This window comes from Algibacter sp. R77976 (assembly GCF_044594645.1).
Classification (GTDB): Bacteria; Bacteroidota; Bacteroidia; order Flavobacteriales; family Flavobacteriaceae; genus Algibacter_B.
Window position 1 is genome coordinate 2,141,264 of sequence record NZ_CP138989.1, and the last position, 13,788, is coordinate 2,155,051.

14 protein-coding genes are annotated in these 13,788 nt (G+C 31.3%); 5 read left to right on the forward strand and 9 right to left on the reverse strand.

What is annotated here, in order from left to right; translation table 11 throughout:
* Positions 1 to 1,938, reverse strand: coding sequence for a T9SS type A sorting domain-containing protein (locus tag SJY43_RS09495; RefSeq protein WP_396600498.1), 1,938 nt, complete (start codon positions 1,936 to 1,938; stop codon positions 1 to 3).
* 136 nt (positions 1,939 to 2,074) lie between these two features.
* A complete protein-coding gene (locus tag SJY43_RS09500) occupies positions 2,075 to 3,004 on the reverse strand; it encodes a spondin domain-containing protein (RefSeq protein WP_396600499.1) in 930 nt (309 codons plus the stop codon).
* 106 nt (positions 3,005 to 3,110) lie between these two features.
* Between SJY43_RS09500 and SJY43_RS09505 the strand changes: the two genes are divergently transcribed.
* The gene (locus SJY43_RS09505) at positions 3,111 to 3,974 is read left to right on the forward strand and encodes a hydroxymethylglutaryl-CoA lyase (protein ID WP_396600500.1); all 864 of its coding nucleotides are present in this window, start codon (positions 3,111 to 3,113) and stop codon (positions 3,972 to 3,974) included.
* Here the strand turns inward: SJY43_RS09505 and SJY43_RS09510 are convergent.
* Complete coding sequence (locus tag SJY43_RS09510; protein ID WP_396600501.1) at positions 3,971 to 4,357, reverse strand: methyltransferase family protein; 387 nt, start codon at positions 4,355 to 4,357, stop codon at positions 3,971 to 3,973. The genes SJY43_RS09505 and SJY43_RS09510 overlap by 4 nt on opposite strands.
* A gap of 222 nt (positions 4,358 to 4,579) precedes the next feature.
* Between SJY43_RS09510 and SJY43_RS09515 the strand changes: the two genes are divergently transcribed.
* The 4 genes from SJY43_RS09515 to guaB all read left to right on the forward strand — a co-directional run bounded on the left by SJY43_RS09515 (position 4,580) and on the right by guaB (position 8,586).
* A complete protein-coding gene (locus tag SJY43_RS09515) occupies positions 4,580 to 5,758 on the forward strand; it encodes a hypothetical protein (RefSeq protein WP_396600502.1) in 1,179 nt (392 codons plus the stop codon).
* 247 nt (positions 5,759 to 6,005) lie between these two features.
* On the forward strand, positions 6,006 to 6,533 hold the full coding sequence (locus SJY43_RS09520; protein WP_396600503.1) for an FMN-binding protein: 528 nt from the start codon (positions 6,006 to 6,008) through the stop codon (positions 6,531 to 6,533).
* The gene (locus SJY43_RS09525) at positions 6,534 to 7,022 is read left to right on the forward strand and encodes a hypothetical protein (protein WP_396600504.1); all 489 of its coding nucleotides are present in this window, start codon (positions 6,534 to 6,536) and stop codon (positions 7,020 to 7,022) included.
* Positions 7,023 to 7,113: 91 nt separating this feature from the next.
* Positions 7,114 to 8,586, forward strand: a complete 1,473-nt coding sequence (guaB, locus tag SJY43_RS09530) for an IMP dehydrogenase (RefSeq protein WP_396600505.1) — start codon at positions 7,114 to 7,116, stop codon at positions 8,584 to 8,586.
* A gap of 163 nt (positions 8,587 to 8,749) precedes the next feature.
* On the opposite strand, the gene SJY43_RS09535 is transcribed toward guaB, so the two are convergent.
* The 6 genes from SJY43_RS09535 to SJY43_RS09560 form a co-directional block, all read right to left on the reverse strand.
* A complete protein-coding gene (locus SJY43_RS09535; protein ID WP_396600506.1) occupies positions 8,750 to 9,451 on the reverse strand; it encodes a Crp/Fnr family transcriptional regulator in 702 nt (233 codons plus the stop codon).
* A 160-nt stretch (positions 9,452 to 9,611) separates the two neighbouring features.
* Complete coding sequence (locus SJY43_RS09540; protein ID WP_396600507.1) at positions 9,612 to 10,178, reverse strand: type 1 periplasmic binding fold superfamily protein; 567 nt, start codon at positions 10,176 to 10,178, stop codon at positions 9,612 to 9,614.
* Between the two features lie 10 nt (positions 10,179 to 10,188).
* The gene (locus SJY43_RS09545) at positions 10,189 to 12,588 is read right to left on the reverse strand and encodes a TonB-dependent receptor (RefSeq protein WP_396600508.1); all 2,400 of its coding nucleotides are present in this window, start codon (positions 12,586 to 12,588) and stop codon (positions 10,189 to 10,191) included.
* A 47-nt stretch (positions 12,589 to 12,635) separates the two neighbouring features.
* Positions 12,636 to 12,968, reverse strand: coding sequence for a hypothetical protein (locus SJY43_RS09550; RefSeq protein ID WP_396600509.1), 333 nt, complete (start codon positions 12,966 to 12,968; stop codon positions 12,636 to 12,638).
* Positions 12,968 to 13,270 carry a DUF6787 family protein gene (locus SJY43_RS09555; protein ID WP_396600510.1) on the reverse strand — a complete coding sequence of 101 codons (303 nt, stop codon included), beginning with the start codon at positions 13,268 to 13,270 and terminating at the stop codon, positions 12,968 to 12,970. The genes SJY43_RS09550 and SJY43_RS09555 overlap by 1 nt, the downstream gene beginning before the upstream one ends.
* A 35-nt stretch (positions 13,271 to 13,305) precedes the next feature.
* On the reverse strand, positions 13,306 to 13,743 hold the full coding sequence (locus SJY43_RS09560) for a DUF6146 family protein (RefSeq protein ID WP_396600511.1): 438 nt from the start codon (positions 13,741 to 13,743) through the stop codon (positions 13,306 to 13,308).
* Positions 13,744 to 13,788: the final 45 nt, after the last annotated feature.

Genomic DNA, 13,788 nt, shown 5'->3' on the forward strand with positions numbered 1-13,788 from the left:
CTATTTAATAATCTTCTTTATAACTCTTGATTTACCATTAGTTAAAATAAGTAAATAAGTCCCAGACGATAATGAGCTAAAGTCAATAGGATTGCTATTTACTGTTCCAGATAAAAATGGCTGACCCACTAAATTAGTAATAATGAAGTTAGAGGTCGTATCCACATCATTATTCTTAACATATAGTAAATCACCTTTTATTGGGTTAGGATATACATCATATAAAATATTAGTTATAGGTGTAAAAATGGTTTTTAAAAACACATTATCTATAGCAATATCACCTTTCCAGCTAGAACCTCTAACGGCTCTAAATCTAACTTTTATAGTTTTGTTAGTATAAGATGCTAAGTTTACTGTTTTAGTTATAAAACTATCACTTTGTTGCTCTTGCTGACTGCCATAAATGGGGTCAATAACATCATTTATAAAACCAGAATCTGTTTCAATATCAACGTGTAATTCACCAATATTTTCACCAAACATATGGTATGAAAATTCTAATTCAGTATTTTGATAGCTCACATCAATACATGGTGATGTAAATGTCGTAACATCACCTTCTAGTGCACCAGAAGCCTCAGCATACATATAAGTGTTTAGAATATTCTCAGCGTTTTTGTAGTTTGTAGGTCCTGTTTCAATTGATTGCGTGTCACCAAAGTTAGAATACCAAAGATATCCGTTTCCTGAAAGGTCTTTAGAGGTCCAACCATGATTATCAAGAAGATTGAATTCTTCAAAATTTTCATCTAATTTATTGGCAATCGTTCCTACTTTAATATAGTTTAAAAATGTTTTTTTAATAGTTTTGGATTTGTTAGAAACAGTAAGTGTTACATCATAAATACCGGTTTCAAAAGTATGTGTTGGGTTTTTAGTGGTATAATCAACAACACCATCATTATTTATATCCCATTGCCAATTAGTAACATTTTCGCTTAAACTTTCAAATTCTACCGTTAGAGATTCTTCACATGTCACACTTTCATTTGTAGCTATATTTGCATTGAAAGAAGGACATGATAAATAACTTTTAGTAGTCATATAATAAGCAAACATTCTTGCTAATTGCTGTTCAGAAAAAATAGTTCTACATTCTTTTCTAGAATAGGACATGATGTTATGAGTGTCTGGACTATACTCATCACCATTTGCATCCCTTTCAGTACTGTAATAATTACAAGAGCTATCAACATTTACAGTATTTAATCCAGGATCAGCAGGAGTATCACAAATTCCATCACCATCTGTATCACAATTACTACCATCTACTAATTCACTACTTGAATTCGCAGGGCCATGGGTATGAAGAAGTGAGAAAAAGTGACCTAATTCATGAGCAAGAGAAGAGCCATTTAATGCACAACTATTATTCATAACAATCATATCATCTCTACCATCATTATCACTAAATCCACAAATACTCTCGTTAGATAGGTTTTCAATATAATTTGTGAAATAAATATTGATTAATCCAGGAACATAATTAGATTCTGTAAAGCTCTTTTCATCTCCCATTTTAAAATGCCCCAAACTATCATCATCAATGTATTGAATACCATCACACATGAAAAAATTCAGGAAGGCATCCTTATATATAGAATTCAGATTTGTGAAAGCATCATTTAAATCAGCAGTATTTAAACCGCCAGAACCATCAGAATTTCTAATTATATATACTTTAACAGGAATTGAATTTATTACGTTTTCAGAGAAATGTCCTTTTGCCAATTTAGTAGCATAAAATGCCTCTTCATACTTTTCTACTTGAGGCTTTATACTGTTGTAAAATTCAATTGATTTTTTGGATGTTATATTACCACAATGCACCTCATTACTATTTTGAGAAAATAGGCTAGTTGAAATCGATATTAAAATCGAAAACACTAAAAGGTTTAGATTGTAGGTCAATAGATTCATTTGGGGTGAAAACATTTATAATCAAATGTATACCGAAATGATTCCCAACTATAATAAAAACGATATAATGTTAATATTATCGATTATTAACAATTTATTAATATTTGTTTATAAGTTTAAGGGCATATTGTTGTTTAAACCTCTAGAATAATCATTGGATTACTAGTTTTTGAGTAGTCGTTTTACCAGTATTAGATTGAAGTTTTAATAAGTAGATTCCTGTGTTTAAATTTGTTAAATTAATATGAAGTTGCTCTTTGTTTGGCACAATAGAAATTTGCTCTACTAACTTACCTAACACACTATAAATTTCTATCGTTTTTAAGTCTACATTTTGGTTGTTTGAAATAGATATATTTCCATCTGTAGGGTTTGGGTATACTTTTAAACTTTCAATGGTATTAAAATTACTAGCACTTAACGTAGAAGAATTGTATGTAAAAGTAATCGTAGCCATTCTATTTCCGTTTATTGGAGAACCAGATACCATAGAAATTGGATCTCTAGGTGATGTTGAAGAATTTCCTGAAGTATAATCTGTTCCAGAATCTGTACCAGCATCATAGGCAAAAACGTCTATGGTGAAAGTATCTTTCCAACCATTGTTTACTGCATTATTACCAGATCTTAGGTCTAAGTTGTTTACAGCAATAAACCAATCAGGACTTGGCGCTACCATGGATACTAAAGTAATTAACGGGAAGTCTTCATTTACAGAAACATTACTTATCGAAGCATTACTATTGTTTCCTGAAAATGGTGAAAAACCTTGCTGTAAATATTGATCTGCATTACCCGCTGCAATGGCATCATTGACTTCAGTATTAAAATTTGAAGTATTTCCCGTTTCTGCTATATCTTTTATACCATTTGTAGTTGGAGCTATTACTCCAAACTCTAAAATATCATTTAAGTTTTTATGAGTTGCTCCAGCAAGTGGAGACCAATGTGCATTTCCTGGTAGTGAGGTATGATCTGTAGCGTTCCAAATAGTTGTTATTGATATATCATAATTAGCTGAAGTTTGCCCAAAACTTAAAGCACAAACTAATAAAAATATAAGAAGCGTAATTTTTTTCATAGATATAATTTGAAGGATTAATAGCGTTAACCTTGAGTCGTAATTATACATTTAAGCTTACATTCTTAAAAATAATAGTATTTTTATCAACTGAATTTCTTGAAAAATGTCTAAGCCAGTAAAAATAATTGAATGTCCACGTGATGCTATGCAGGGTATAAAACAATTTATACCAACAGAGCAGAAGGTGCAATACATTCAGTCATTATTGAGAGTAGGTTTTGATACTATAGACTTTGGCAGTTTTGTATCTCCAAAGGCTATTCCGCAAATGGTTGACACAGCAGAGGTTTTATCAAAACTAGATTTAAGTAAAACAACAAGTAAGCTTTTAGCAATTATTGCGAATACAAGAGGTGCGAACGATGCTTCTCAACATGCAGAAATAAATTATTTAGGATATCCGTTTTCAATTTCAGAAAACTTTCAGATGCGTAATACGCACAAAACCATAGCGCAATCTGTTATTACACTTTCAGAAATATTAGAAATTGCAGATAAAACAAATAAAGAAGTGGTTGTTTATATCTCCATGGGCTTTGGAAACCCTTATGGAGACCCATGGAATGTTGACATAGTAGGTGAGTGGACCGAAAAATTAGCAAACATGGGCGTTAAAATATTATCACTAAGTGATACGGTAGGAACATCAAACCCAGAAAGTATTAATTATCTGTTTTCAAATTTAATTCCTAAATATCCACACATTGAATTTGGTGCACATTTACATACTACGCCTTCTAGTTGGTTTGAGAAAGTTGATGCTGCATACAAGGCTGGTTGCCTTCGTTTTGATGGCGCTATTCAGGGCTTTGGAGGTTGCCCAATGGCTAAAGATGAACTTACTGGAAATATGCCAACCGAAAAATTATTATCATATTTCACTTCAAATAAAAGCAATAGTTTAAATGCCTTAAGTTTTGAGAGTGCTTATAATGAAGCCTCAAAAATTTTTAAAAATTATCATTAATATAAATAAGGTATTAATCTGTAGGTTTTTGCTTTATAAATTAGATATTGATTACCGAACTTGGTTTCTAAAAACTGCTCTTCACTATATATTTTAAGTATTAATGTAATAATTAATAAAACAAAAACTAACATTGAAAAACTGGTTGGGTTGTTAACTATTGTAGGAGAAAACAATACTATTATTCCAATATACATAGGATTGCGTATCAATGAAAACGGGCCCCGAGTTATTAATTCATTAGATTTTACTTCTGGTTGAATATTAAATTTTGTAACACCTCCAGCTACAATACCCCAAATGGATATGCTAATACCTAAGAGCTGTATTAGTATGATAATGAGGTTTTTATTGAGTGATAACTGACTAATAAGATACCCCATACACAAAAACTGTAGGCATAGTAGTATTGATGATTTAAGAGACATTATATTGATATTTAATGGGTTAAATATAGTTTTTTTCATTATTTCGTATTCTGTTAAATATTATTTAAATTTAATCTAAATAAACTTTGTGTAACTAATAATGTGTTTTATATTTGCGGCTTTAAAACAATATTTATTTATAATAAGTCTAAATAAAAACAACAAACCAATTTTAAAATGAGAAAATTAACCTTACTTTTTTCAATCTTATTAGTTTCATTAGTAAGTGCACAAACATTGCAAGATTCTATTACTTTCAATCCGCAACAACAATTAAATGCAGCGCAACGTATCCTTTCAGGAAACTACGGTAAAGCGGTAACAGTAGGAGCTTATGGAGAGGTAACTTACAATCAGCCAGAAGCATTAAATGGAGAATTAGATATTCAAAGGCTAGTATTGCTTTTTGGTTATAAATTTAACGAGAAAACGCAATTTGTAACAGAAGTAGAGTTCGAGCATGTTCAAGAAGTATTCATAGAACAAGCATTTGTAAATTATAACGTAGCTCCAAATGTAAATTTACGTGGTGGTTTAATGTTAGTACCTTTTGGTATTATAAACGAATTTCACGAGCCAACAACATTTAATGGTGTAGAACGACCTTCAGTAGATAACGTAATTGTGCCAACAACCTGGAGAGAAATTGGTTTTGGTGTATCTGGAAAATTAAACAACCTTTCTTTAGGTTACCAAGCTTATGTTTTTAATGGTTTTCAATCTACTTCTTTCGATGGAGAAGGCGGGGTAAATGGTGTCTTAAAAGGATCAAACGGGTTGCGTAGTGGTCGTCAAAAAGCCATTCAGTCAACAATAGATAGTCCAACACTTTCTATGAAATTAGATTATTATGGAATCTCAGGACTACGTTTAGGGCTTTCAGGATATTTTGGAGATACTCAAGCTGAAGATGATGTAGAAGAAATAGATGGCGCAAATATTGGTATTTCTATGATAGGTTTAGATGCTCGTTACGCATACCAACGTTTCACAGCTCGTGGGCAATACGTTCATGGTTCTCTTTCAGGTACCGAAGATTACAATAATTTAACGGGAAAAGATTTAGGAAGTGAGTTACAAGGTTGGTATTTAGAAGCAGCTTATAACTTGTTACCACAAGAAAAGACGCAACGTTTGTTTGCCTTTGCAAGATACGAGCAGTACGATACACATGCAGGAACAGATGGAGCCTTAGCAAGAAACGATGCTTATAACCGTAACGATTTAACAACAGGATTAAGTTATCACCTTGCACCAGGCGTTGTTCTAAAAGGCGATTACCAATTTAGAGATAATGCCGTTTCCGGTGGAGAGGTTGCAAATAGATTAAATTTCGGAATCGGAGTATGGTTCTAATATAATTTGGGCGTTACCACAAGGGTCGGGCTTTCGCAAGTCGCTCTCGAAAAGAGGAGCTCCAACAATTGCTCAATCCCTAACGCAAAGCGAAGGCAATTTTATAAATGATTCCTCGAGGTAAAGCCTCGAGGTTTCTGCTTAAGTTGTCATTCCCTTGAAAAAGGGAATCATTAAAAATTAAATTTAGTAATTGCCGTTTTGGCATTTTACTTGTAAGAACAATAAAAAACAATACTTTTGTACTATGAATTTAAAACCAGTTTCAATATTGATTTTAGCTTTATTTTTAATGTCTTTTGGCTTGCCCAAAAACATTCTAAAAAAAGTAAATAAAGAAATCGTTAAGACCTACGGTATTGAAACCTTTAATTTTACAGAAGTAAATATTGCTTCAGATATTGCAAAAGACTTGCCTTCAAAATTCGAAGAAGATAATCTTTTTAAGATCGAAACTAATAGTACAATTTTAGGTTATGCTTATCTATCAAAAGCACCAAGTAAAACAGCACAGTTTGATTATTTAATTTTGTTAGACAAAGATTTAATAGTAATAAAGTCAAAAGTCCTCATGTACCGCGAAGAATATGGCGGAGAGATTGGTAGCACGCGTTGGCTAAAACAATTCATAGGTAAAAAAGGAGGAGACGAACTAAAACTTGGTGATAATATTGTAGCTATTTCTGGAGCAACAATATCTGTTCGTTCAATGACTAAGGCCATGAATGATTTCTTGGAATCGTTAAAAATTCTTCAAAACAAAAACATTTTATAAATGCAATTAAACGGCTTAATACTTACACTACCTAAAGAGATTAAGGTATTAATCGGTGCTTTTATAATTGTATTAAGTATTGGCTTTTATACCGGATTATTATTTGTAGGCGAAACATCTTCTGCTAATCCTCATGGAATAGAAGAACAATATTTAGGAAATGAAAATGATGAAAATGCTGAGGTCATGCGTTTCAAAAAAAGCCCTAAAGAAATGCTTACTTTAGTGCATAATCACATCCTATCAATGTCTATTATATTTTTCTTGGTAGGGTTATTAGTTTCTATAACAAAACTTAATAAAAAGCTTAAAATGGTTTTAATTGTAGAGCCATTCATTTCGGTTATATTAACATTCGGGGGGCTTTATTTACTATGGACAGGTCTACTCTGGATGAAGTATATAGTTATGTTTTCTGGCTTATTAATGACGCTAACTTTTACAGTATCAACGCTTATTATTTTAAAACAGTTACTTCAAAAAGCCTAGATTCTTGTAGGATCATTTCTTAACATAAAAGACGCTATTTATTCTATTTTAAAATTGTATATTTGCACGCAATTATAACTGTAATTGCAACATGACTGCACACGAAAACAAAATTGTCGGAGAAGGTTTAACTTATGACGACGTTCTATTAGTTCCAGCTTTTTCTGAAGTACTTCCAAGAGAGGTAAATATTCAAACAAAATTTACACGTAACATTACTATTAATGTGCCTATTATATCTGCTGCTATGGATACAGTAACAGAAAGTAAAATGGCTATTGCCATGGCGCAAGAAGGAGGTATTGGTGTGTTGCATAAAAATATGTCGATAGAGGCACAAGCTCTTAAAGTAAAAAAAGTGAAGCGTGCAGAAAGTGGAATGATTATAGATCCTGTTACTTTACCACTTACAGCTAAGGTTAAGGATGCAAAATTAAGCATGGCAGAACATAGTATTGGAGGTATTCCTATTGTAGATGAAGAAGGTAAACTAAAAGGAATTGTTACAAACAGAGATTTACGTTTTGAACATGATAACACAAAACCAATTACTGAAGTAATGACGAGTGAAAACTTAGTTACTGCAGCAGTTGGAACCTCTTTACAAGATGCTGAAAAAATTCTTCAGAAACATAAAATTGAAAAATTATTAATTGTAGATGATAATTATAAATTATCAGGTTTAATAACCTTTAGAGATATTACTAAAGTTACTCAAAAACCTAACGCGAATAAAGATAAATACGGGCGTTTAAGAGTTGCAGCTGCAATTGGTGTAACAGGTGATGCTGTTGAAAGAGCAGAAGCTCTTGTTAAAGCAGGAGTAGATGCTGTAATTATAGATACGGCACATGGACATACTAAAGGTGTAGTTGAAGTTTTAAAAGAAGTTAAATCTAAATTCCCAGAACTTGATGTTGTTGTTGGAAATATAGCAACTGGTGCTGCAGCAAAATATTTGGTAGAAGCAGGTGCCGATGCTGTTAAAGTAGGAATAGGCCCAGGTTCAATATGTACAACGCGTGTTGTAGCAGGTGTAGGGTTTCCACAGTTTTCTGCAGTATTAGAAGTCGCTGCGGCTATAAAAGGTACAGGTGTTCCGGTAATTGCAGATGGTGGTATTCGTTACACAGGAGATATTCCTAAGGCGATTGCAGCTGGTGCAGATACTGTTATGCTAGGGTCTCTTTTAGCAGGAACTAAAGAATCGCCTGGTGAAACTATTATTTACGAAGGACGAAAGTTTAAATCATATCGTGGAATGGGATCGGTTGAGGCTATGAAAAAAGGTAGTAAAGACCGTTATTTCCAAGATGTGGAGGATGATATTAAAAAATTAGTACCAGAAGGTATTGTTGGACGTGTGCCATATAAAGGTGAATTAAACGAAAGCATCCATCAGTTTGTTGGAGGTTTACGTGCTGGAATGGGTTACTGTGGATCAAAAGATATTGAAACACTAAAAGAAACCGGGCAGTTTGTAAAAATTACTTCTAGTGGTATTAATGAAAGCCACCCACATGATGTAACTATTACTAATGAATCTCCTAATTATTCAAGGTAGCTGATATATTTTTAAATAAATTTCATAAAAAAGCGCATATTTTATATGCGCTTTTAATTTTGCTATTAATCATAGGGATTTACAATGTATATTATGTTAATCTTAGCTATATGGCAAAGGTATATTGATAAATCAATAAAAAAATTGATGTATGTTAATAAATTTAGTTATTTGATAATTCTTTTCTAATTCTACTCAAACTTTGTGTAGTAATACCTAAATAAGATGCAATGTGGTAGTTTTTTAGATTCGGCTCAATATCATTAAAAGTTTTAATAAAGTTGATGTAACGTTCAGTTGCAGGTTGAGATAAGTTTGCTAAAATTCGTTTTTGAAAAGCGGCAAAGGCACGTTCTAGTTTTATTCTAAAAAAGGTTTCTACTTTTGGTATTTTCGTTAATAAAAAATCTTTATCTTCTTTAGAAATCTTATACAATGTAGCATCTTGTAAAACTTCTATTGTTAATACAGCTTTTGATTTGGAAAAAAATGCTGTAAAATCACTAATCCACCAATCATTAAAACCAAACTGGACCGTATATTCTTTTCCTTGAGAGTCTAAATGAAATGAACGTAAACATCCATATTGGATATAATACTGAGCATTAACAATATCTCCAGCTTTTAGTAGTATGTAACCTTTTTTGTAGACTTCTTTATGGAATAGGGAATCAATAATTAATACCTCTTCATCTGAAAAAGTAAGACCTTTAAATATTTTGTTTACTATTGAGTTACTAGCATCCACTTTTAAGTTCTTAAGATTATTAAAGTACTGAAAAGTACTTGGAAAATGTAAGATACTCGTTGTTTTGTAAGATAAATTAGTCAATATACTTATTACCTCTAGTTTGTTGTAATTCAATAATTTTAAAAGACTATAAATCAAATAAATATTAATGTTTCGTTCATATTAAAAATATCATCAGATTATGAACGTTTTGCCTCTTAAATCGATTTTATAAAAAAAGCCACACTAAAATAGTGTAGCTTTTTTTAACTGTATTACAAAAAAATATTTCTAATTACTCCACTACAATAGCAAAAGTTACTTCTACATCTGTGCTACCACCAGCACTCGAAGAAGTACCATCGTTTGGTTTAGTAGGCTCATGCTTTAAAACAATTGTTAAAGACCCTGTTCCTGCATCACCAGTAGAAAAAGTTGATTCTATACCAATTGGGTTTCCATCGGCATCAGTATCATTTTTTGTAATCACTATATCAGAAATCGTAGAAGTAATGAAAAACTCGTGTTCGTCACCTTCTTCTTCAACCTCTTCGGTAATATCTTCTGCAGGACTTTCAGTTTCATTTAATAATTGAATTTCTCCAGAATACATTGTATTTGCTGATAAAGAGCCAGATACAGTTGTTGTTCCGTCTGCTCCACCATCACCGTCTAAATCTTGAAACTCTAAAGTAACAACATCGTTACCGTTAGTTAATGTATAAATAACTGTTGTTATAAGTTCTTCTTCATGGTCGTGGTCATCATCATGATCATCATCACTAGAACAGCTAACTAAAGCTAAACTAGAAACGAAAAATAAGGTTAATAATTTAATTGTGTTTAATTTTAAATATTTCATGTTTTTTGTTTTAATAATTTATTTTTATTTTTAAGTTAAAGTTTCTTCCTAATTCATCTGCAAAATATCGAAGCCTGTTAAGGTATTCTCGATATGACGTATTGAAAATATTTTCAATATTAAATTCTAATTTTAAAGTTCCTTTATTAAAGGCTTTAAAGCTTGCAGAACTATTAAAACTAAATAATGAATAGGCAGAAGGGGGTGAGCTAATATCGACATATACAAAATCGTCTATAGTAGCATCATAAGTGGTAAAATTATAATCGGGATATTTTTTTTGTTGTAATACAGTTTTATGATTTAAACTAAAATATAATTGGTTTAAATCTTTATTATAGTAAGATATACTATTTGTAAAATTTGTTGAAGGCATGTGTATAAGCGGAACATCATCAGTTAGATTGTCTCCTTGTAATAGACTTATATTCCCTCTGTAATTTATTTTATTATTAATTTTTTTATCAACATCGATGTCAATACCAAAAATTTGAGCGTTTACTTGGTCGTATTCCCAAACAGGAAACGCACCTCTAACCGTTGTTGTAATTCCAGTAGGGATAAGCTGTATATAATCATTAATATAATTAATATACGGACTAATAGTAAAGCCTAAACTCTGATTATTTCTTTCTATAGATGCTATAAATTTATGGGCAACTTCTTTACCAATGGTTAGTTTTCCTGTTTCAATTCTTGCAGCACTATGGTGTAGCCCATCGCTAAAGAGCTCTGAAGGGTTTGGCATTCTTGATGCTAAACCATAATTAAAAAAGAATTCAAAATCATTACTAAAATGTTTTTTATAACCTAGATTGGCAGAGAAATTATGGAATGAAAATTCTGGATGGGTTAACGTTTTAGAATTATCGGTTGTACCAGAGTCAAATTCTGGAAATAGTTCATCATAGTTATAGGTGTCTTCCCAATCGGTGGTGTTATAACGTTTTGTGGCTTCAATTCTAGAAAAATCATAACGAAAACCAGCACTTAATTCATTAAATAAATCAAGTTTGTAATTCACTGTTGAGTAAACGCCAGCATCATATTTTTGAAAATCTGGGATTAATGGACTAACACCAGTTCCTGAAATAGCATCATTTTGTTGGAAACGTAATAAAAAACCCGTGTTAATTTCGAAATCGTCTAAAGCATCAATAAGTAAATTAGGCTGAAAAGAAGTTGTAAATAATCGAAGGTCTATTACAGGTGTATCTGCTAATTCTCCTCTTCTTAAATCGTATTCTTTACGTCTGTTAATTTGAAAATCGTATTGAGCCGATAATTTACCTAACCCTTTAAAACGTTTATAGGCTTCTAATTTACCAATATGATGTAAAATATTTTGTCTTGGATAATCAATATCATACGAGAAACCTTCAGTAATACGAGGTTCTTTATTATTGATAGCTGAAACTAAATCTCTTACGTTACCAATATGAGATGATTCTAGAATAGCCAATTCATTGTCTACAAAACTGTAGTAGGCATTAAACCCTTTTTCAAAACTATTAAAGCCAAGAGAAGCAGATGCATTTAAATTTTTTTGTCCACTATTAGTCAGGTAATAATCTGGTGCTTTAAAATCTCCAAATTGCTTGTAACTTGCTTGAAGTTTAGTATAAAACCCAGATTGATAGGTTTTTATAATTTCAGAATTAATGTTACCACCAAAACCATTGGAGTTAACAGAAAGCATCGAGCTACCAAATAAACTATCTTTAGCGAAGTGTTTTTTAGGTTTAATTAGAATTAAGCCTCCAATAGCATCACTACCATATCTAAGGGTGTTTGCGCCTTTAATAACCTCTATTTTATTATTAGAGTTAATATCAATATTTGGTGCATGTTCGTCTCCCCATTCTTGGTCGAACAAACGTACGTTGTTATTAACAATTAAAAGCCTGCTGCTGTGTAATCCATGAATCATAGGTTTTACAATAGTGTTACCAGTATTTAGAGAAGAGACACCACTAATTGTATTCAAGGCATCACCTAATGATTTGTCTGTAAAATTATCTATTGTTTTTTGTTTTACAGACTGTTCAATACTAGTACTTTCAGTCCTAGAGTTTACGTTTAATACAACTTCTTTTAGTTCTTCTAAATGATGTTCTAAATAAACAGATATAAAGGCATTCTCTGATACATTAACCGAAATGGTTTTTGCTTCACAATTAAGATGTGCTACCTCTATTTCAATTTTATTATTACAAAGGTTTTTTAATGTAAATTTACCGTCCTTATCAGATATGGCGTATGCCTCTGAGTTTATTACTTTAATTGTGGCGTTTTCAATAGGAGTAATGTTATGAAAATCTATAACTTCACCTTTAAGACTATAATCACAATTTTGACTAATAACAACCGTACTTACAAGAAAAAATATAACAAATGATATATTTTTCATTGATTTAAGTAATTAATTACTAAATGGTTTTAATTTAATTCTGAAAATTAAACAGAGTGAGGAGGTGCTCTTAATGAAAAAGATAAGTGTTGATAATTTATTAAGTATTTATAACTTATAAGAGGTGATTTAAGTGTAACAAAAAAAGACGTGTAGTTAAATGTGTTTTCTGTTAAAAATAAATGGTGATTGAGTTGAAACTTTTGAAATTCACAATCTAAATCAACTTTATGAATATGAGTTTCATCTCCACCTTTACAAACCTCATGTTTATGATGTTCAAAAACGTGAGCTAACTTTAATCCAGCCGGAACCAATAACGTTATTACCAACAAAAAGGTTAGTAATTTAAAAACAATATGTTCCTTTAAAGGTTTCATTAGTCTACAAAACGTTTTAGGCCTAATCTACGAAGCATCTTTTTTTCAAAATTCCAGAAAAATTTGTGTTGACCAAATAGCCAGCCAAAAAACACTAGTAAAAATTGATATACAATAAAAAGAAGTAGTATGCGAATTACCCAATACCCAACATTACCAAAGCCCTCTGTTGTTATATTTAAAGTACTTAGTATAGGTTTACCAATGTATGATGCTGTAGATCCCGTTATAGCAAAAACACAAAATATAACAATAACTTGCCAATTGTGCTCTATGCCCCAACGCGCTTTTAATTTTTCCAATTTTGCAATTTTAATGCAAAAGTATTAAAACAGATTTAAATTCTAGGAACAAAAGGACCTAATCTTTGATTATATGTTAACTGGAAGTAAATAAAATAGTTGTAGAGTATGTAATTTACCTCGTAACCATAGTCTATACCTTGTTGATAATCAATTTGTAATTCATATAAATTTGGATCAAAAATTTGAGGTTGCAAAACCCTCTGATTCCACTGCATAACATATTGTTGGTTTCTAGTTTCTAAAAAGGATTGTGAATAATAGCCTTTTTGTCTAGCTCTGCTTGCTAACCAAAAATTAAAACCCGGTTCTATAATTATAATCTCATATTCAATATCTTCATTAGCAATTTTAACAGTGTCGTTCTGTTTTATGTTTTCTAAACGTTCATCTTTTTTCGATGCAGTCTTTTTTGTTGAATTACAATTGAAAACGAAAATGGAAACAAGTAAGATGTATATTATTTTTTTCATAGTTAATGATTTTTTTAATTCTTTCTCAAATGTATTGCAGATGAC

Coding starts and splice junctions, on each gene's coding strand:
- SJY43_RS09525 (WP_396600504.1), top strand. CDS start 6,534: ATGCAATTAAACGGCTTAATACTTACACTACCTAAAGAGATTAAGGTA.
- SJY43_RS09505 (WP_396600500.1), top strand. CDS start 3,111: ATGTCTAAGCCAGTAAAAATAATTGAATGTCCACGTGATGCTATGCAG.
- SJY43_RS09515 (WP_396600502.1), top strand. CDS start 4,580: ATGAGAAAATTAACCTTACTTTTTTCAATCTTATTAGTTTCATTAGTA.
- SJY43_RS09540 (WP_396600507.1), bottom strand. CDS start 10,178: ATGAAATATTTAAAATTAAACACAATTAAATTATTAACCTTATTTTTC.
- guaB (WP_396600505.1), top strand. CDS start 7,114: ATGACTGCACACGAAAACAAAATTGTCGGAGAAGGTTTAACTTATGAC.
- SJY43_RS09495 (WP_396600498.1), bottom strand. CDS start 1,938: ATGTTTTCACCCCAAATGAATCTATTGACCTACAATCTAAACCTTTTA.
- SJY43_RS09560 (WP_396600511.1), bottom strand. CDS start 13,743: ATGAAAAAAATAATATACATCTTACTTGTTTCCATTTTCGTTTTCAAT.
- SJY43_RS09500 (WP_396600499.1), bottom strand. CDS start 3,004: ATGAAAAAAATTACGCTTCTTATATTTTTATTAGTTTGTGCTTTAAGT.
- SJY43_RS09510 (WP_396600501.1), bottom strand. CDS start 4,357: ATGGGGTATCTTATTAGTCAGTTATCACTCAATAAAAACCTCATTATC.
- SJY43_RS09545 (WP_396600508.1), bottom strand. CDS start 12,588: ATGAAAAATATATCATTTGTTATATTTTTTCTTGTAAGTACGGTTGTT.
- SJY43_RS09550 (WP_396600509.1), bottom strand. CDS start 12,968: ATGAAACCTTTAAAGGAACATATTGTTTTTAAATTACTAACCTTTTTG.
- SJY43_RS09520 (WP_396600503.1), top strand. CDS start 6,006: ATGAATTTAAAACCAGTTTCAATATTGATTTTAGCTTTATTTTTAATG.